The organism is Corallococcus terminator (genome assembly GCF_049194865.1).
GTDB lineage: Bacteria > Myxococcota > Myxococcia > Myxococcales > Myxococcaceae > Myxococcus > Myxococcus terminator_A.
Map to the genome: position 1 here is coordinate 1 of NZ_JBLZWL010000068.1, position 18,088 is coordinate 18,088.

18 protein-coding genes and 1 pseudogene are annotated in these 18,088 nt (G+C 69.1%); 10 read left to right on the forward strand and 9 right to left on the reverse strand.

Translation table 11 applies throughout. The annotated features are described in order from the left end of the window. The coding region (locus ACN469_RS21680) for a beta-ketoacyl-ACP synthase III (RefSeq protein WP_498770645.1) at window positions 1-1,747 on the reverse strand (1,747 nt) is incomplete at its 3' end. A gap of 294 nt (window positions 1,748-2,041) precedes the next feature. Here ACN469_RS21680 and ACN469_RS21685 point away from each other — a divergent pair. Then, window positions 2,042-3,679, forward strand: coding sequence for a GMC oxidoreductase (locus ACN469_RS21685; protein ID WP_498770646.1), 1,638 nt, complete (start codon window positions 2,042-2,044; stop codon window positions 3,677-3,679). A gap of 6 nt (window positions 3,680-3,685) precedes the next feature. Here ACN469_RS21685 and ACN469_RS21690 read toward each other — a convergent pair whose 3' ends face one another. Continuing rightward, a complete protein-coding gene (locus ACN469_RS21690; protein WP_498770647.1) occupies window positions 3,686-4,201 on the reverse strand; it encodes an OmpA family protein in 516 nt (171 codons plus the stop codon). 282 nt (window positions 4,202-4,483) lie between these two features. On the opposite strand from ACN469_RS21690, the gene dgt reads away from it, so the two are divergent. After that, on the forward strand, window positions 4,484-5,881 hold the full coding sequence (dgt, locus tag ACN469_RS21695) for a dGTP triphosphohydrolase (protein WP_498770660.1): 1,398 nt from the start codon (window positions 4,484-4,486) through the stop codon (window positions 5,879-5,881). A gap of 18 nt (window positions 5,882-5,899) precedes the next feature. Here dgt and ACN469_RS21700 read toward each other — a convergent pair whose 3' ends face one another. After that, window positions 5,900-6,355 carry a VOC family protein gene (locus ACN469_RS21700; RefSeq protein ID WP_498770648.1) on the reverse strand — a complete coding sequence of 152 codons (456 nt, stop codon included), beginning with the start codon at window positions 6,353-6,355 and terminating at the stop codon, window positions 5,900-5,902. 172 nt (window positions 6,356-6,527) lie between these two features. Here ACN469_RS21700 and ACN469_RS21705 point away from each other — a divergent pair, with 172 nt between their 5' ends. Further along, on the forward strand, window positions 6,528-7,673 hold the full coding sequence (locus ACN469_RS21705; RefSeq protein WP_498770649.1) for a sensor histidine kinase: 1,146 nt from the start codon (window positions 6,528-6,530) through the stop codon (window positions 7,671-7,673). Next, complete coding sequence (locus ACN469_RS21710) at window positions 7,666-8,478, forward strand: LytR/AlgR family response regulator transcription factor (protein ID WP_498770650.1); 813 nt, start codon at window positions 7,666-7,668, stop codon at window positions 8,476-8,478. Before ACN469_RS21705 ends, ACN469_RS21710 begins: the two co-directional genes overlap by 8 nt. 19 nt (window positions 8,479-8,497) lie before the next feature. Here the strand turns inward: ACN469_RS21710 and ACN469_RS21715 are convergent, their stop codons facing one another. From ACN469_RS21715 to ACN469_RS21725, 3 genes are all read right to left on the reverse strand, one after another. Then, complete coding sequence (locus ACN469_RS21715) at window positions 8,498-10,021, reverse strand: MBL fold metallo-hydrolase (RefSeq protein ID WP_498770651.1); 1,524 nt, start codon at window positions 10,019-10,021, stop codon at window positions 8,498-8,500. A gap of 104 nt (window positions 10,022-10,125) precedes the next feature. Beyond that, window positions 10,126-10,836, reverse strand: coding sequence for a hypothetical protein (locus ACN469_RS21720; RefSeq protein ID WP_498770652.1), 711 nt, complete (start codon window positions 10,834-10,836; stop codon window positions 10,126-10,128). Between the two features lie 60 nt (window positions 10,837-10,896). Then, window positions 10,897-11,115, reverse strand: coding sequence for a hypothetical protein (locus ACN469_RS21725; RefSeq protein ID WP_174453428.1), 219 nt, complete (start codon window positions 11,113-11,115; stop codon window positions 10,897-10,899). 96 nt (window positions 11,116-11,211) lie between these two features. Here ACN469_RS21725 and ACN469_RS21730 point away from each other — a divergent pair, with 96 nt between their 5' ends. Next, the gene (locus ACN469_RS21730; protein ID WP_176434039.1) at window positions 11,212-11,886 is read left to right on the forward strand and encodes an SOS response-associated peptidase; all 675 of its coding nucleotides are present in this window, start codon (window positions 11,212-11,214) and stop codon (window positions 11,884-11,886) included. Window positions 11,887-11,896: 10 nt separating this feature from the next. Here ACN469_RS21730 and ACN469_RS21735 read toward each other — a convergent pair whose 3' ends face one another. Next, the gene (locus tag ACN469_RS21735) at window positions 11,897-12,286 is read right to left on the reverse strand and encodes a DoxX family protein (protein ID WP_498770653.1); all 390 of its coding nucleotides are present in this window, start codon (window positions 12,284-12,286) and stop codon (window positions 11,897-11,899) included. A 137-nt stretch (window positions 12,287-12,423) separates the two neighbouring features. On the opposite strand from ACN469_RS21735, the gene ACN469_RS21740 reads away from it, so the two are divergent. Continuing rightward, window positions 12,424-13,833, forward strand: a complete 1,410-nt coding sequence (locus ACN469_RS21740; RefSeq protein WP_498770654.1) for a neprosin family prolyl endopeptidase — start codon at window positions 12,424-12,426, stop codon at window positions 13,831-13,833. A 237-nt stretch (window positions 13,834-14,070) separates the two neighbouring features. Further along, on the forward strand, window positions 14,071-14,385 hold the full coding sequence (locus tag ACN469_RS21745; protein WP_498770655.1) for a hypothetical protein: 315 nt from the start codon (window positions 14,071-14,073) through the stop codon (window positions 14,383-14,385). Between the two features lie 49 nt (window positions 14,386-14,434). On the opposite strand, the gene ACN469_RS21750 is transcribed toward ACN469_RS21745, so the two are convergent. Together ACN469_RS21750 and ACN469_RS21755 are read right to left on the reverse strand one after the other, a co-directional pair. Then, the gene (locus ACN469_RS21750) at window positions 14,435-15,949 is read right to left on the reverse strand and encodes an Hsp70 family protein (RefSeq protein WP_498770656.1); all 1,515 of its coding nucleotides are present in this window, start codon (window positions 15,947-15,949) and stop codon (window positions 14,435-14,437) included. A gap of 120 nt (window positions 15,950-16,069) precedes the next feature. Continuing rightward, entirely contained in the window at window positions 16,070-16,642 is a 573-nt protein-coding gene (locus ACN469_RS21755; protein ID WP_498770657.1) for a helix-turn-helix domain-containing protein, read from the reverse strand. Window positions 16,643-16,731: 89 nt separating this feature from the next. Between ACN469_RS21755 and ACN469_RS21760 the strand changes: the two genes are divergently transcribed. The 3 genes and pseudogenes from ACN469_RS21760 to ACN469_RS21770 form a co-directional block, all read left to right on the forward strand. Beyond that, the gene (locus ACN469_RS21760) at window positions 16,732-17,382 is read left to right on the forward strand and encodes an AzlC family ABC transporter permease (protein ID WP_498770658.1); all 651 of its coding nucleotides are present in this window, start codon (window positions 16,732-16,734) and stop codon (window positions 17,380-17,382) included. Continuing rightward, window positions 17,379-17,687, forward strand: a complete 309-nt coding sequence (locus ACN469_RS21765; protein WP_498770659.1) for an AzlD domain-containing protein — start codon at window positions 17,379-17,381, stop codon at window positions 17,685-17,687. The genes ACN469_RS21760 and ACN469_RS21765 overlap by 4 nt, the downstream gene beginning before the upstream one ends. A 74-nt stretch (window positions 17,688-17,761) precedes the next feature. After that, a pseudogene (locus tag ACN469_RS21770) lies at window positions 17,762-18,088 on the forward strand (hypothetical protein); the annotation flags it as partial.

Here is an 18,088-nt window from a genome sequence, read left to right on the forward strand (position 1 = left end):
CCTGCTCGTCCTCCAGCGAGAGCTGCTCCCGGATGGCCAGGCCCCAGCGTCGTGCCACGCGGCTGCCCAGTCCCTCAATGATGAACATCGCCCCCAGCAAATCGAACGGATTCTCCTGGCTGGCGCGATGGAACATCCACGCCGACAAGGCCTCGCTTCCAATGTTTTTCGGCGCACGGGTGATGGCCTCGTGCGTGCCACCCACCGACACGTAGTGCCGCTCCAGCATCTCGTAGTCCCGGTGCTCATCCCGCGCGTGGCGGATGAACGACGAGCGCAACGCCAGGTGCTCGGCGGTGATGCTCGACGCCGCGCGGGAAATCCACCGCGAGCCCTCCACCACCTGCTGGCGCATGTTGATGAGCAGCTCCCGGTAGTCCTCCACCGTGAACACGCCGCGCGACAGCTTGTCGAGCACCGGCACCCGCTGGAGCTTCGCCTCGAAGTCCACCCAGACACGCGTCAGCTCACGCACCAGCTTCTCGCGCACCGGGTCTCCGCCCTCCTTCGGACTCAACGGCAGCGGCCCCAGCTCCCCAGCGGTCTGCGTGTTCGCGGCGGGCGTGCCGACTCCCACGTCGGGAACCATGGCCCGGGCCGGCGCGACGACGGTGAGCATCGCGTAGCAGGCGATGAAGCCGCCGCTCTCGGGGACCATGCAGAAGATGCGCTGCCCCGGGCGCACCCGGCCCTCGTTCACCAGCTCCTCCAGCATCAGGAAGATGGACGCGCAGCCCGTGTTGCCGCGCGTGGAGAGGTTGCTGAACCAGCGCTCCTCGGGGATGCGCACGCCGCCCCGCTCCAGCAACTTGACGATGGGCTGCTTGAAGAAGTGCGAGGAGTAGTGGATGCAGAACCAGTCCACCTCGTCCGGCTTGAGCCGGCCCTGGTCCATCAGCGCGAAGAACCCATCCACCCCCAACGCGACCAGTGACTCCAGCCGACGGATGTCCTGCTTGATGTTGAAGGCCCCCGACGCCGCGGCCTCGCCGAACGTGGGCGAGTCAATCCACCCCGGGCCAAAACCCCCGTCCGCCCCCCGGTTCGCGCCGACATACATGCCCAGCTCGTGCCGGTTCGCGTGAGAGCGGATGTCCATCCACTCCACCTTCAAGCTGGGCCGGGTGGGGTGCGGTCGGTCTTGCACCACGGCGGCGCCCGCGCCGTCGGAGAGCATCCAGCGCAAGAACTCGGCCTCGAAGGGCACGGTGTCCTCACCCGTGACTTCCTCGTAGTGACTGGCCTTCAGCAACCGGCTCACCAGCTCGCTGGCACAGACGACAGCGCGGCGAGCCTCTCCGCCGACGACCTGGAGGGTGGCCGCGCGCAGCGCCTGCATTCCGCTGGAGCAGATGCCCTGGAGTGACGCCACCTCGCACGCGGGCCCTCCCAGCGCGCGGTGCACCTGGCTGGCGAAGCCGGGCAGCACCAGGTCCGCTTGTGTCGTCGCGGTGACGAGCAGGTCCATTTCCCCCAGCGAGATGGGCGAGCGCGACAGCGCATCATGGATGGCGTGGACCGCCAGGTCCCAGTTGCGGAACAGGCTGCGCTGCTCGCGGTCGATGGCGTAATGGCGCTGGGTGATGCCGTTCTGCGACAGGACGCGGGCCCGGGCCCGCGAGGGACGCCCTCGGACCTTGCCGAGATAGTCCTCCATCTGCTCGTTGGTGATGGGCTCGCCCGGCAGGAACTTTCCCAGGCTCGTGATGAAGGCGTCGTGGGGCATGGGCGGAACATATGTCGTCATGCCGCACGAGTCCCTGGGCGCGCGCACCTCCTGACTCGGGCAGGAGGGGCTTCAGCGCAGCCGCTCCTCGCAGTGGGTGCGGACCCGCCTGTCAGGGCTCCTCGCCACGCTCACGTGCGAAAATCAAGGCTTTGTGCACCCTCTTGCTGGACAGGCGGGCGGCACGGCGGTGCGGACGGGCTTCACGGCGCCCTGGGAGTCGACGTGTTTCGCATAGAGTGCCGCGGCAGAGCAGGTCGCTCCGGTCGCGACGGCTTGGCGTGGTGGCGCATCGAACGTGAGGACGGGAGACGCATGGACTGCGATTGGCTCATCATCGGCTCGGGCTTCGGCGGCAGTGTCAGCGCCCTGCGGTTGACCGAGAAGGGCTACCGCGTGGTGATGCTGGAGAAGGGCCAGCGTCTGCTCGCCTCCGACTTCCCGAAGACGAACTGGGACCTGAAGCGCTGGCTGTGGATGCCGCAGGTGGGCTGGCGCGGCCTGTTCAAGATGACGTTCTTCCGCCACGTCACCGTGCTGTCCGGTGTGGGAGTGGGCGGAGGCTCGCTCGTCTACGCGAACACGCTGCCCGAGCCGAAGGACGACTTCTTCCAGGCCACCTCGTGGGGACACCTCGCGAGCTGGAAGGACGAGCTGTCCGGGCACTACCGGACCGCGCGACGGATGCTCGGCGCCACGGCCAATCCGCTCACCACGCTGCCGGACCAGGTGCTCGCGGAAGTAGGCAAGGACCTCGGCCGTCAGGGCTTCGAGCCCTCCACCGTGGCCGTGTACTTCGGCGAGCCGGGCGTCACGGTGAAGGACCCCTACTTCGGCGGAGAGGGCCCGGAGCGCACGGGCTGCATCGCCTGCGGCGGCTGCATGCTCGGCTGTCGCCACGGCGCGAAGAACACGCTGGACCGTAACTACCTCCACCTCGCGGAGAAGCGCGGCCTCACGCTGCACGCCGACACCGAGGCGACGTGGGTGCGTCCCCTGCCGGACGGAGGCTACGAGGTGGAGGCGCGCCAGGGCACGGGCCTGTTCTCCCGGAAGACGCTGCGCTTCACCGCGCGCAACGTCGTCTTCGCCGGAGGCGTGCTGGGCACGGTGGACCTGTTGCTGCGCTTGAAGGAGCGGCCAGACGGCCTGCCCCACCTGTCCGAGCGACTGGGAGACGGCGTGCGCACCAACTCCGAGGCCCTGGTGGGCATCGTGAGCGGGCGCAAGGACCAGGACCTCTCGAAGGGCATCGCCATCGGCTCCATCCTGCACACCGACGAGCGCTCGCACCTGGAGCCGGTGCGCTACTCGGCGGGCTCCGGGTTCTTCCGCCTGCTGATGGCGCCGCAGGTGCGCGGGGCGACGATGCTCACGCGCGTCGCGCGACTCTTCGGCCTGCTCGCGCGGCATCCGCTGCGCTTCCTCAAGGCCTGGTTCGTCCCGGACTTCGCGCGGCGGACGATGATTCTCCTCTACATGCGCACGCTGGAAGGCCACCTGCGCATGCGGCGCGGCCGAGGGCTGACCACCGGCCTTCGCAAGGGCCTCACCACGGGCTTGCAGTCGGGCCCCGCGCCCACCTCCAACATGCCGGAGGCGTTCGACCTGGCCAAACGCGTGTCCGACAAGCTCGACGGCTACCCGATGACGATGGTGAGCGAGACGGTGCTGGGCATCCCCACCACCGCGCACATCCTGGGCGGCTGCTGCATGGGCGACTCAGCACAGACGGGTGTCATCGACCATCGCCACCGCGTCTTCGGCTACGAGGGCCTGTTCGTCGTGGATGGCTCGGCCATCTCCGCCAACCCGGGCGTCAATCCCTCGCTCACCATCACCGCGCTCGCCGAGCGCGCGATGACCTTCATCCCGGCCGCCCAGGCGCGCGACGACGTGGAGCAGGCAGCGCCGCCCGCGGAGACGCGGACGGCGCCGCGACTGGCGCACTGAGGACGACTACAGGCGGACCTGGAGCTCGTACCGCCGGTTCTTCGCCTTCTTCGCCTCGGTGTTGTCCGGCGTGACCAGGGGGCGCGCGGCGCCGAGCCCCACGGCGATGATTTCGCTCCGGGAGATGCCTCGGGCGACCAGCTCCTTGACGATGGCCTCCGCGCGCTGCTCGCTGAGTTGCTTGTTCTTCGCGGCATCACCCGTCGAGTCGGTGTGGCCGGAGACCTCGAACTTGTAGGTCTTCACGCCCGCGCTGGTGAGCTGCTTCTTGGCGTCGATGAGGGCGCTGGCGAGCTTCTTGAGCTTCCCGTCGCAGCCGGGCGACAGCTCCGCGGTGCCCGTCTTGAAGCTGCACTGGTTCTTCTTCGCCTCGTCCGTCAGCTTGGTGTTGACGCGCTTCTCGACGGTGGACTTGCCCGCGTCTCCAGCGGCCTTCTTGATGGAGTCGAGGGGGCTCTGCGCGGCGGCCACGCCCGGGACGGCCAGCAGCGACACGGCGATGCACAACGCCTTGAGCTTCATACGTGGGACTCCTTGGGTTCCGATGGGGTAGGGAACCGGTGGTGCAGGCTGCCCAGGCAGGCCTCTCTCGTCCAGCACCACGAGGCCCCTCGGACAGCGGAGCCGTCGCCCGCCTGCCGGGGTGGGAGGAGGTGCCCCGGGCTGGAGGTCCCGGGAAAACTTGCCTCGGCGTGTGAGCGGGGCAGCATGGACAGCCGGAGTCATTCACGCGGCGACAGCGAGGCATCCGTGGGCAGCGGCAGTCGGACGGAGCGGTGGCAGAAGTTCCTCTCGAGGCACCGGGTGGGCTCGGACGTGAAGCCGGCGGAGGCGCTCGTGGAGAAGCCGCCCGTCGTCGACGAGAGCCTGCTGCTGGATGAGCGCACTCCGTACGACGTGGACTACGACCGCATCGTCTTCTCCAGCGAGTTCCGTTGTCTGCACGACAAGACGCAGGTCTTCCCCCTGTCGTCGAGCGACTACACGCGCACGCGGCTGACCCACAGCATCGAAGCGTCCTGCGTGGGGCGTTCGCTGGGACAGCTCGCGGGCCGGGGACTGAAGGCGCAGGACGTGAAGGTGGAGCCCTCGCACCTGGGCACCATCGTCGCGGCGGCGTGCCTGGCTCACGACATCGGCAACCCGCCCTTCGGCCACTCGGGTGAGGCCGCCATCCAGCACTGGGTGGAGAAGCATCTCGCCGCGCCGGGAAGCGCGCCGTCCCAGCGCCCGAGTCCCTTCGTCTCCGCCGAGGAGTGGAGGGACTTGGAGAGCTTCGAGGGCAACGCGCAAGGCTTCCGCATCCTCAACCGGCTCCAGTCACGCGAGCGGCGCGGTGGCCTGCGCTACACGGCGGCGACGCTGGGGGCGATGAGCAAGTACCCGCGCCCGTCCGTCCTTCCCGGAGGCCGCGAGCCGGTGAAGGGGCGCGTGTCGGAGAAGAAGTTCGGTTACTTCCAGGACGACGAGGAGCTGGCACTGGAGGCGTATCGCTCCGCGGGGCTGCTCGAGCGGGAGAAGGGTGTCTTCTCCCGGCACCCGCTGGCCTTCCTCGTCGAGGCGGCGGACGACATCTGCTACGCGGTCATCGACCTGGAGGACTCCGCGAAGCTCGGGCTGATTCCGACGAAGGAGGCCTGCGACCTGCTGGACAAGGTGCTGCCTCCGGGGAAGCCCGATACCCGGCCGCCTCCGGCGCACCCGGAGACGCGGATGGCGCAGGCTCGGGCTCGAGCGATTGGTGTACTCATCCAGGCGAGCGTGCGCGTGTTCCTGGAGCACGTGGAGGCGATGGAGGTGGGGGAGTGGGAGACGCCCCTGGTCTCCGCGCGCGAGGAGATTCGCGCTCCGCTGAAGGCCATCAAGGAGCTGACGCGGCGCCAGGGCTACGAGAGTGAGCGCGTGCTGCAAATCGAGAGCGCGGGCTTCAAGACGCTGGGGGGCCTGCTCGACATGTTCGCGGCGGCGGTGGTGACGGACACGCCCAACCGCGAGGAGAAGAAGCTGCGGCAGCTCCTCCCGCTGGAGCTGTTCCAGCGGCCGGACAAACCGCTCTCGCTCAACGAGGACATCGGCGGGGCGCTCGCGCGACTGTCCATGTACCAGCGGCTCCTGTGCGTCACGGACTACATCTCCGGGATGACCGACGGCTTCGCGGTGGAGCTGTATCAGCGGCTGTCTGGCATCAAGCTGCCGACCTAGCGGCGCCCTCGCCGTGCCTCAGGCGTGCAAGTTCTCCCCGGGCAGGCCCTTGCGAGGCCCGCGCGCGCGCTGCTCCAGCGAGGAGAGCGAGTTGTCGATGGCCAGGATGTTGCCAGACGGGTCCTTGAACCACGCCGACTTGATGTCGCCCATGGTGGCGATGCCATTGCGCGTCTGGATGCCCATCGCCGGAATGTCGTAGTCCTCGAGCTTCACGCCGGCGAGCCGCAGGCTGTCCACCGTCGCCTCCACGTCCTCCACGGCGAATGAGCACGCGGTGGCGGTGGAGCCGGACGGCGTCGAGCGCTCATAGAGCAGCAGGAAGGAATCTCCGCTCACACGGAACATGGCCGCGCCGTCCTCCCCCAGCTCGGACACCTCTTCCAATCCCAGCACCTCGCTATAGAACCGCCGGGCCGTCTTCAAGTCCGTCACCGCCAGGGTAGGTATCGCCTTCGTCCGTCCGAGTCCCATGGGCCTTGGCCTCCTTCTCCGACAGGTGAGCACCGGGACGACGGCTCGCAAGCGATGCCCCTGCCCGTGCCCTGGCCTTCCGAGGTGGCGAGGGATGCATGTCCCAAGGGAGCGCTCGGGACTCGAAGCCGACGTAGGTCTCTTCCAGGTGCTCCGATAGACTCGGAGGACCGTGACTCCGCTGCAAGAACAGACGCCGTCCTCCGCGTGGCGGCGATGGCTGAGGTGGGTCGCGGTGTGGACCGTGCCGGGGACGCTGTCGGCCCTGGAGACGTACTTCTTCAGCCTGTCGGGCCCCAGGCCCCTGGAGCCCTGGCGCGCGTTCCTGTCGCAGCTCCCAGCCTGGTACGTGTGGGTGCCCGCTACGCCGCTCGTCTTCCACCTCGCCCGCCAATGGCGCCTGGGGCGTCCCTTCCAGGTGCGAGCCTGGGCCGTCCACCTGCTGGCCTGTCTGGGCGTGGGGGGCCTCTTCGCGCTCGTGTACACCGCCTCGCAACGAACTCTCGTTCCGGGAATGGGCGGGAGTGGAGCCTCCTTCGCGCTGATGCTGCTGCGGTACGCGCTGGGCTGGCTGCCGATGACGGCGATGACCTACGCGGCGGTGGTCGGCGTGGCGCAGTCGCTCGCTTCCCAGCAGAGGGAACGAGAGAAGGAGCGACTGGCCGCGGCGCTCGCTATCGAACTCTCGGAGGCCCGGCTCGAGGCGCTCCAGGTCCAGCTCCATCCTCACTTCTTGTTCAACACGCTCAACTCCATCGTCGTGCTGGTGCGTGAGCGGGAGACGGACACGGCCGCGAGGATGCTCGTGCTGCTCGGGGACATCCTGCGCGGGCTGCTCCGTCAGGGCGCCACGCAAGAGGTCTCCCTGCGAGAAGAGGTCGCGGTGCTGTCGCGTTACCTGGAGATTCAGCAGCTTCGCTTCCAGGACCGCTTGCGCGTCGACTGGGAGGTGGACGAGGCGCTCCTCGACGCGTGGGTGCCGCACCTGGTGCTCCAGCCGCTGGTGGAGAACGCCATCCGCCACGGCGTCTCCGCGCGCACGGCGGCGGGCGTGCTGCGCATCCGTGCGCGTCGCCAGGGCGCGGCGCTGGTGCTGGAGGTGGAGGACGACGGGCCGGGGCTTCCGGAGGGTTTCGATTTGGAGCGAGGTCCGGGCATCGGCCTGTCCAACACGCGGGCGCGCTTGTCGCAGCTCTACGGCGACGCGGGGCGTGTCGTCGTCGCTCCGCCGCGAGAAGGCGTGGGCACGGTGGCCACCGTCACGCTGCCGTTCCAGCCCGTCGCCGCGGTGTCCAGGGTGAGAGGCGCGCGTGGCTGAGCTGAGCGTCCTGCTGGTGGATGACGAGCCGCTGGCCCGACGAGGACTGCGGCAGGCGCTGAGTCGGCACGCGGACGTGACGGTGTGTGGCGAGTGTCGCGATGGGCGCGAGGCGGTGGACGCCATCCACTCGCTGAGGCCCCGGCTGGTGCTGCTCGACGTGCAGATGCCGGAGCTGGATGGGTTCGGCGTCGTCCGGGAAGTGGGCGCGGAGCGGATGCCGGCGGTCATCTTCGTCACCGCGTATGACACCTTCGCCGTCCGCGCCTTCGACATGCACGCGGTGGACTACCTGGTGAAGCCCTTCGCGGAGGAGCGCTTCGACGAGGCGCTGAATCGAGCCCGGCAGCGACTGCGCCAGGGAGAGGCGGTGGAGCTGGGGCGGAAGCTCGCGGCCCTGCTGGCGGACGCGGCTCCCGCGCGGGGGACAGAGGCGATTGCTCCCGAGGAGCCCGCGCGTCCGGACGAGTCCGTGGACCGCTTGCTGGTGAAGGTGGGCACGCGCTCGGTGCTCGTGCCGGTGGCGGACCTCGACTGGATTGGGGCCGACGACTACTGCGTCACGTTGCACGTCGGAGACCGGGAGCATGTGCTGCGAGAGAGCCTCGCGGCGCTGGAGTCCCGGCTCGACGCGGAGCGCTTCGTGCGCATCCATCGCTCAATCATCGTCAACGTGGAGCGCATTCGCGAGCTGCACCACGACTCGCCCACGGAGACGGTGGTGGTGCTGAGCACGGGACAGCGGCTGCGCGTGAGCCGCAATCGCAAGGACGCGCTGGAGCGCAGGCTCGGCCGGGCCCGCTGAGCGAGGCCGGTGCGGAGCTTCAGGGGGCCGGAGCGCGCGCCTTCTCCACGGCGGTCGTCAAATCGGTCCACGCCTTGGCGCTCAGGTGCATGCCAAAGACGCGGGCCACATCCAGCTTCTCGCGCGCGACGACGTCCACTGTCTCGGCGAGTTGTTGCACGTTGAAGAACGAGCCGTCCGGCATCGGCTGCACCAGGTCGCTGGTGTACAGGAGGTGGTGCTCGGGGAGGCCGACGAAGAGCATGCGCTCGCCTGTCTCGGTGCGCACAGGCACCAGCTCCAAGCGGTTCTTCCCGGAGCCCAGCGTGGTGCGCATCCCCACGGGCCGAAGCATCGCGGAGCGCGGCGACTTCGCGAGCGCATCTGGCGTGAGGGTGCGGGGCGCCTTCAACATTCGCTCCACCAGAGGTCGGTTGAGGTCCAGCACGTAGAGCGGCACTCCGCGAGCGACGTACTCCCGCAAGCCGCCGATGTGAGGCCACGCATCGCTGGTGGACACCACGGCCTTCACCTTCACGCCCGGGAAGCGGCGCTGGGCTTCATCCAGCACGCGTGAGGAGTAGCCCGAGGACAGCGGGGCCTCGATGATGACCAGTCCGTCATCCTGCTTCACGAGGGCCACGTCCCAGGCACCGGGCAGGTGCACCACTCCGGGCACCAACTCGACGGCGGGACGGTCGGGCCGACCCAGTGGCGCCGTCTCCGCTGTCGTCTGGCTCCGCACCGCGAAGCCCTTGCGCACGTCCTCCGGGATGACGAAGTCCGACTCGGTCAGCGTGGGGTCCAGCTCCAGCCGCGTCACCGTGAAGGAGTGATAGGCGTTGCCATTGCGCTCCCATTCCCAGTGACGCGGGTAGCGCAGGCCTCCGGACTCCAGGGACCACGACTGGAAGGACAGCCGGGTGCGCACGTCACCCCAGATGCTCCAGAAGAAGTCTCCGGGGTGCGCGTCCACGGTCTCCACCATCGTGGGCAGTCCGGTCCGGGCATTGAGGAACAGCTTCGCCGTCGCGCGCCCGTGGTGGAACGCCACCACGTGGTGAGGCACGTCCTGCAACACGGTGTCGGGAGCGGAGCGCAGGTCGGTGGCCGCCAGCGCGGTGAGGAGGACCCGCTCGGGAGCGAAGTCGAGGCGCTCCTCCATGTCCTTGAGCTGCGCGGCGCCAGCGGGGAACAGCTTCCCACCGCGCTCCATGGCGACGACACCGTCGGCCAGAAGCAGCGTCACGGCCTGCCACGTGTCGAGGCCGCCCGCGCCTCGGCCCTCCGTCTTCTGGCGAAGGCGGCGCTGGTGGAGGTCCCGAACCTCCTCGAGCTGCTCGTACGAGACGAGCCAGGGTGGGGTGGGGCGCTCGGACTGCTCCAGCAGGTTCCAGTGGCCGATGCCGTGGAGTCGCAGGCTGGAGAGGGCTCGCAGCCGTGCTTCACCACCCATGGCCTCCAGGGCGGCCTGGACGCGGGGCCGCGCGGTGTCTTCGGCGGAGCGTGCGGTGGAGGCGAAGAGCAGGGTGACGAGCACGAGCGACAGCGGAAGTCTTCTCATGCTCGCCAGGATGTCGCCGCGCGCATCGCCCTTCCCGGGCGTGCAGGGAACAGCAGGGTCCGCGCGGCGAGTGGTGGTCCTGGAGCGGCGAACGGCGGGGAAGCTCAGTCTCCAGAGACGGCGAGCTGCCAGTCACCCGTCTTGCTGATGCCCACGCGCAGGCCGACATAGCCATCCTCGAAGGCCTCCTGCATGCCCTTCAACTCCTCGTCGGAGTAGATGCCGGCGAGGGCCTTGCGGTCCTGCGGAGTCTTGAGCCCCGTGACGTGAAGCCAGGGCCAGTAGTAGAGGTCCCCCTGCTTCGCATAGGGCAGCTCCAGCACCTGGACGATGCGCGCGAGGACGGGCTCGCCCTGGGCCTCCTGTTCCTTCCAGTAGGCCACCGCGTCGTCCCCGTCACCGAAGGAGAAGCGCACGCTCTTGCCCTTCTCGTCGACCAGCTTCGCCAGCTCCGCGTAGTCGCAGGCCCTGGCGGCGGCCATGATGCGCTCGCGCATGCTCTGCACGGCCTTGGGCGGCGGCGGGGGACCTCCGGTGGTCGCGGGGCGTACTGGCAGGCCCATCGCCGAGCACTTCGCGGTGCTCGCGTCCGAGGGCCCGGCGCCGTCCGCGATGGCACCGGAGTCCGGGGTTCCCACTGCTTCGACTCCGGCTGGAGCGGGGGCGGAGGAGGGAGGCGCGACGGCGGGCGCCTGGGCTTCCGCGCGAGGCGTCGGGGGGCTCGCATCCGCGTCAGGGGACTGCTTGGAGGAGCGTTCCGTGCAGGCGACGAGCGAAGCGGCGGCACAGAGGGACAGGAGCGTGAACCGGTTCATGGCCCGCCTATGTAGACCAGGGGTGGCGGGCGAGGTGCCGGTTTCAGCACGCCGCGTCGTTCAAGTGCCGCCTTCTGGTGACTCGATGACGACCGCGAAGGGGTCGAAGGGCTTGTCGCTCTTCTTCTTCGTGGAGGTGTTGGGCATGCCGTACTCGCCGGTGGGGTGCTCCGGGCGCACGGAGGTGTACGGGTCGATTTTCACGGGGACGCCGAACACCTTCGGATTCTTCTTCGGCTCCGACGGTCCGCCGAAGTTCGAACGGTTGTCTTCGCTCATTCCCGCAATGTACCGCGTCGGCCGGCTGGCTGCCGCCAGGGCGGCCCTTCACGGACTGCTTGGGTCTCGTCGTGGACAGGGAGATACTCCGGACCCATGTGCGGCCGTGTCACCGTTCGGACTTCTCCAGACCAGCTCGTGGTGGAGCTGGGGCTCGCGGGTATTCGCGCGGCGGTGGACCGCCCGCGCTTCAACCTGGCACCCACGCAGTTGATGCCCGTGGTGCCCAATGACGGAGCGCGGATGTTGGATGCGTTCCGTTGGGGGCTCATCCCCTCGTGGGCGAAGGACGCGAGCATCGGCAACAAGCTCATCAACGCGCGAGGCGAGACGGTGGCGGAGAAGCCCAGCTTCCGCAGCGCGCTCAAGCGTCGGCGGTGTCTGGTGGTGGTGGATGGCTGGTACGAGTGGAAGCAATCCACGAAGCCGAAGACGCCCTTCCTCTTCCACCGCGAGGACGGCAAGCCCCTGGCGCTCGCGGGGCTGTGGGAGGAGTGGACGGCGCCGGACACGGGTGAGGTGTTGCGCACGTGCACCATCATCACCACGGGGCCCAACGCGCTGATGGCGCCCATCCATGACCGGATGCCCGTCATCCTGTCGCCACAAGCACAGGAGGTGTGGCTGCGTCCGGAGCCCCAGGAGGCGGCGGTGTTGTTGCCGTTGCTCGTGCCCGCCGTCGACGGCGGGATGGAGGCCTACGAAGTCTCGCGCGTGGTCAACATCCCCACGAACGACGTACCCGCTTGCGTGGAGCGCGTGGCCGCGTAGCGCGAGGCCCCTACGCCTTGCGTCGCACGCGTGCGTCCAGGCTCCAGGGTCCGCCGCCGATGAGGGCCACGGCCACCATCACCGTCAGATAGAGCAGCGCCAGCTCCATGCGGCCGAACGGGTCCGCGCGGTGGCGGAACAACGCCACCAGCATCGTGAAGCCCGCGAGCGCCGCGGCCGGCCGCGTGAACAGGCCCACCGCCACGAGCACCCCGCCCACGAGCTCCGCCAGCGACGCACACCACGCGAAGAAGAGCGGGAAGGGAAACCCCAGCTCGGCCACGCCCGAGGCGAACCTGGACATGTCCCCGGTGACTTTTGGCAACCCGTGCCCCAGCCCCAGTGCAATTCCAAACACAGCCCGCACCAGCGTCCAGCCCAACGCCAATCTTCCCACCATGTCGAAGTCCTCCAATGCGTTGCCACATCCTCGCATGACGAAGTCGGGCCTCGAACCGAAGGAATCCGCGCGAGCCGTTAATTCCCCGTCATGCTGCGAATCGCAGCTGACAATTCCACAAGGAAGAGGGGCGTCATATGCGCGAGCAGCAGAAGCCGTCGTGCGTCCAGCACCGAGGGATGCGATGGGGACTTGTGTCCTGGCTGTGTCTGGGCGCCGTGGGTTGTGGCGCGGTCGCCGAGCCTGACGTCGCCGGAGCCGAGTCGTCCGCGTCCGCGGGCCTGGTGGAGCGCGTCCGTGATTCGGCGGAGCTGGCGAAGATGAAGGACTACGTCGATTCGCTCTACGACGCGAAGGCCGTGGTGCATCGCTTCACCAGCCAGGGCGGTGATGGCATCGACTGCGTGCCGCTGTACGAGCAGCCCGCGCTGCGGCAGCCCGGCATGGAGAACCACCGCATCCAGCTGGCTCCAGGAACCGAGCCCGTGCTCCCGCCAAACCGCCTCGCTCCGTCCCCCACGGCGCCCGAGGCCGGGTGGCGGGCCCATCCCGCGACGTTGGAGGGCTTCGAGGCCGCTCCGGACGACCTGGACGCCACCGGCGCGCTGCGACGCTGCCCGGCGGGCTCCGTGCCCATCGTTCGCCTGACGCTCGACACGCTCAAGCGCTTCGAGTCGCTGGAGGACTTCCGTAGCAAGGTCCCCGGCCACCTGCGCGGCAACGTCTCGGTGGAGACCGACAAGCTCCGCTCGCTGGGGGGCCCCACGCCGTCCCTGCGCGCCGGCCCCACGGCCCTGCACCAGTACGCTCACGCCTCCCAGGGCGTGGCCAACCTGGGCGCGGAGGCCTTCTTCAACATCTGGAGCCCGTTCACGGAGCTGTCCAGCGAGTTCAGCCTGTCGCAGATGTGGGTCGTCCGTGGCTCGGGCTCGACGCTGGAGACGGTCGAGGCGGGCTGGCAGAAGTACCGGGACCTCTACGGTGACGACCGGGCGCGCCTCTTCATCTACTTCACGCCCGACAACTACGGCAGCGGCGGTTGCTACAACCTGAGCTGCGGCGCGTTCGTCCAGACCAATACCACCGTCCCCATCGGCGGCGGCTTCAGTCAGTACAGCGTCTTCAATGGCCCGCAGTACGAGTTCAAGTTGATGTGGTTCAAGGACGGCACCACCGGCAACTGGTGGCTGAAGTACCAGGACATCTGGGTGGGCTACTACCCGCGCGCGCGCTTCGACGCCGCAGGCCTGGCGGACCGGGCGGACGTCATCGACTTCGGCGGCGAAATCATCGACAACCGCAATGGCAACCTCCACACGTCCACGGACATGGGCAGCGGCTCCTACCCGGGGCAGGGCTTCACCTTCGCGGCCTATACGCGCAACATGGTCTACGTGGACACCACCAACACCTACCGGGAGGCCGCGTCGCTGGGCGCCTGGCGCAATGACAGCAACTGCTACGACATCACCCTGGGCAACAACCCGGGTGGCTGGGGCCGGTACTTCTACTTCGGTGGCCCTGGCTACAACGCCAACTGCACGTAGTCGCCGCTGGTGACTCGAGCGGGGAGCGGGCGCCCGGCGTGCCCGCTCCCCGCCGGGGTGCTCCGTTGGCGGGAGTCGGGGCAGGGGCGCGGGCCATGGCTGGCCCAGCGCGCGCGTCGAGGTCAGCTTGAAGGCTGGATGGGGGCCTCCTCTCACCGTGTCGGCCGGGCGAAGAGGCTCGGGCTCGCCTGGTGGTCAGGGTGGAGCCGAGCGGGGAGCCTCCGGAACGGGAGCGCCATGCAGACCGAGAACCCAACCCTGGACGTGGACATGGTGGACGAGGTGGTGAACGGGACCATCGTCGACGCGGGGCCGGACCACCTCACGGTCCACGACACCGGCGCGGGAGAGGACCTCACGCTGCGCATCGACGACCGCACCACCTACGCCTGGACGGACGCGCGCAAGGCTGGACAGTTGACCGACGAGGCCCAGGTCCGGGTGGGCTTCAACATCGCCGGAGGCGTGCACACGGCCGCCAGAATCATCGTGATGGACCCGGGAGCAGGCGAGTCCATCGCCGCGGAGACGCTGCCGAGCCAGTACCAGTGAGCACGCACCGGAAGGGGCGGGCGGAAGCCGCTTCCGGTGTCTCCCCGCGCTACGAGGCGCGCTTGGGGGCGCGCAAGTCCGTGATGGGCAGCGGGTGGCGCGCGCCCTGGGGCGAGACGAGGGCCGCGTTGAGGATGAAGTCCTGGCCCATGCGCAGCTCCAGGGTGGTGGGCCCCTTGTGCGTGGTGCGCCAGTCCAGGTCGATGCGCACGGTGCCCAACAGCTCGCGCTCCACGGTGGTGGTGTCGAGCGACTCGAAGAGGGCGACGGAGATGGGGCCGGGGATGAGCGGCAGCTCCAGCGTCACCGACTTCGTCGCGGGCACGGGGGTGTTGGCGGGGATGACCTCGTGCTGCGCGCCGCCGGGCACCATGATGCCGATGGGCATGGGCACCACGTCCGCCAGCCCGCTGATGCCGCGCGCCAGGTTGCGCCCCAGAATCGCCGCGCCCACGGCCACGCCCAGCTCCGGGTTGACCTCCTTGTCCGAGGACAGGCGCTTGAAGTGGGCGAAGCGCTCGCGGATGACGGGCATGCGCGTCTGGCCTCCCACCAGCACCAGCTCGTCCACGTGCTCGGCCTTCAGCTTCGCGCGCTCCAGCACGTCGTCGCACGCGGACGCGGCGCGCTCGATGAGCTGGAAGACCATCGCTTCCAGCTGCTTGCGAGTCAGCGTGTAGTCGAAGTCGACGAAGCCGCCGTCCTTCTGGGCGATGCAGGGCACGCGCAGCACGGTGGAGTCCTTAGCGCTGAGCGTCATCTTCGCGGACTCGGCGGCGAACACCAGCCGCTGCATCACCACCTGGTTGCCGCGCAGGTCGATGCCGTGCTGGCGCTGGAAGTCCGCCACCAGCATCTCGACGACGCGCTCGTCGAAGTTGGCGCCGCCCAGGAACGCGTCGCCGCCGGTGGCCAGCACCTTCACCACGCGGTTCTGCACCGCGAGCAGCGTGGCGTCGAACGTGCCGCCGCCCAGGTCGAACACCATCACCGTCTGCTCGGGGTTGCGCAGGTTGGCGTAGTACAGCGCCGCCGCCGTGGGCTCGTTGACGATGGCGCGCACCTGGAGCCCGCACTGCTGGGCGGCCTGTCGCACCGCCTCGCGCTGGCGGATGCTGGCGTGCGCGGGCACGGTGAGCACGCACTCGCGGAAGGGCTCTCCGGCCGCGTGGTTCGCCAGCGTGAGAATCTGCCGGATGACAAACTGGGTGACGTCCGTCAGCGACGTCTGCTTGCCGTACATCGTCACCGCGGTGTAGCCGTCCGGGGCCTCCACCAGCTCGAAGGCGTACTTGTCCTTGTGCTGCGTCACGTACTCGGACTGGAAGCGGCGACCCAGGAAGCGCTTGGCGCCGAAGACGGTGTGGCGAGGGTCGTCGATGATTTGACGCCGCGCCGCGTAGCCGACGATGGCCTTGTCCGCCGCGTGGAACCACACCACCGAAGGCAGCGTGAAGCTCTTGTCCGTCACGGGCACCAACCGCAGCTTGCCCGTCTTGTCGAAGAAGGCCGCCGAGGTGTTGGTGGTCCCGAAGTCGATGCCGAGGATGGGGGCCGTGCTCATTCGGCCCCGAGTCTCCCACGTCCTGAGCGACGGTTCAGCTCCGGAAATTCCTTGTTCTCATGGCTTGCGGATTTTTGTGCCCACGAGCCGTGCGTTCCACCACACCGGGGGTGGGTGTCCCTACACATGCTCCATGACCATGACGGCGACGGTGTGGGGTGAGAGTGCCTCGTAGGTGTGGGGCACGTCACCGGAGAAGGTGGCGTAGTCGCCGGGGCCCAGCTCCACGGTGGCGTCGGTGGGACCCGCGCGCAGGCGGCCCTTGCTGACGACGAGGTGCTCGACGCTGCCGGGGATGTGGGGCTGGGCGTGGCGGGAGGCGCCGGGCTCCAGGTTGATGACGTAGATATCCCTCCGCGCGCCTGGCGGGCAGGCGGACAGCATGATGCCGGTGAAGTGGGCCTGCTCGGAGCGGATGGCCGCGCCCTCGCCCGCGCGGATGACGCGCACCTCGCGGGTGGGCGGGTCGACCAGGCGGCTGAAGGGCACGCCCAGGGCCACGGCCAGCGCCCATAGCGTTTCGATGCTGGGGTTGCCGCTGCCGGCCTCCAATTGGGACAGCGTGGACTTGGAGAGGTTGGCGCGCCGGGCCAGCTCCGAGAGCGACACGTCCGCTCGCTCGCGCTCCCGGCGCAGGGCGATGGCGATGGCATCCAGCGGGCGGGGTGGCTTGGGCGTTCGTTTTACCGGCATGGTCGTTCTTATTGACGAACGACAGGCTTCTGTCCACATTGGTGCGCATGGGAAATGTGGACCGCGCCCTCGTCAGGGATGTGGGCGCCGTGGCGCTGGCGTCCGGAGTGGTGGGCGTGTCGTTTGGCGCGCTCGCGGTGGCGGCGGGGCTGTCGGTGTGGATGGCCCTGTTCATGTCGGTGGTGGTGTTCGCGGGCGGCGCGCAGTTCGTCGCGGTGGGCATGGTGGCGGCGGGGGCCACGCCGGTGGCGGCGGTGTTCGCCGGGCTGCTGCTCAACGCGCGGCACCTGCCGTTTGGAATGGCGGTGGCGGATTTATTGGGGAAGCGCTGGCCCACGCGGCTGTTGGGCGCGCATCTGATGGTGGACGAGTCGGTGGCGTTCGCCCTCGCGCAGCGTGAGCCCGGGCGCAAGCGCGCGGCGTATTGGCTGTGTGGCGGCATGCTGTTCGTCGCGTGGAACCTGGGCGTGGTGGTGGGGGGCTGGGCGGGACGCACGGTGGGCAATCCCGAGCTGCTGGGGCTGGACGCGGCGTTCCCCGCGAGCATGCTCGCGCTGCTGCTGCCGTCGCTGCTGCCGCCCAAGGAGACGGACGCGCCCGAGGCGGCGAAGCGCAAGGCCACGAAGGCGCGCGGGGTGGCGCTGGTGGGGGCGCTCATCGCCTTGGCGGCGACGCCGTTGTTGCCCGCGGGCGTGCCGGTGTTGCTGTCGATTCTCGCCGTGGGAGTGGCCCTGCGATGACGCTGTTGCCCATTCTGGTGCTGGCCTTGGGGACGTATGGTTTTCGAATCGCCGGACCGCTGTTGAGCGAGCGGCTCCAGCTGTCCGCGAGGGTGCAGGAGCTGATGTCCATGGCGACCATCGCGATGCTGGCGGCGCTCGTGGCCACGTCGACATTGATTGTGCAGGGAGGCTTCGCGGGGTGGGCGCGGCCAGCGGGGGTGCTCGTCGGCGCGCTGCTGGCCTGGCGTCGGCTCCCCTTCATCGCGGTGGTGATGGCGGCGGCCGTCACGGCGGCGGGGCTGCGCCTGCTCGGAGTTCCGTAGCAGAACGGTTCGTGATTGACGAATCAGGAGACCGCCCTGGCGCGAGACACCGTGAGTCGTGATAGCTGCGATACATGCGAACGAACGGACGATGGCTCGAATTGACGTTGCTGACGACAGCCCTCTGCCTGGCGGCCTGTGACTCGGACGACGACAACCCGGCTCCGATTGATGCGGGAGTGAGTGACGCCGGCACGGCGGACGCCGGGGGCTCGGATGCGGGTGGCGGCGATGCGGGGCCCGACGGCGGCCCCACGGACCCCGGCATGGAGCAGGGTGACGGCGTCTCTCGCGAGTCCACCACGGTGGGAGGAATCCCGGTGGACCGCTACACGTGGACGGACTCGCAGGGCCGTCCGCGCACGGTGTCGCTGAAGCGTCAGACGTCCGCGGGCAATGGC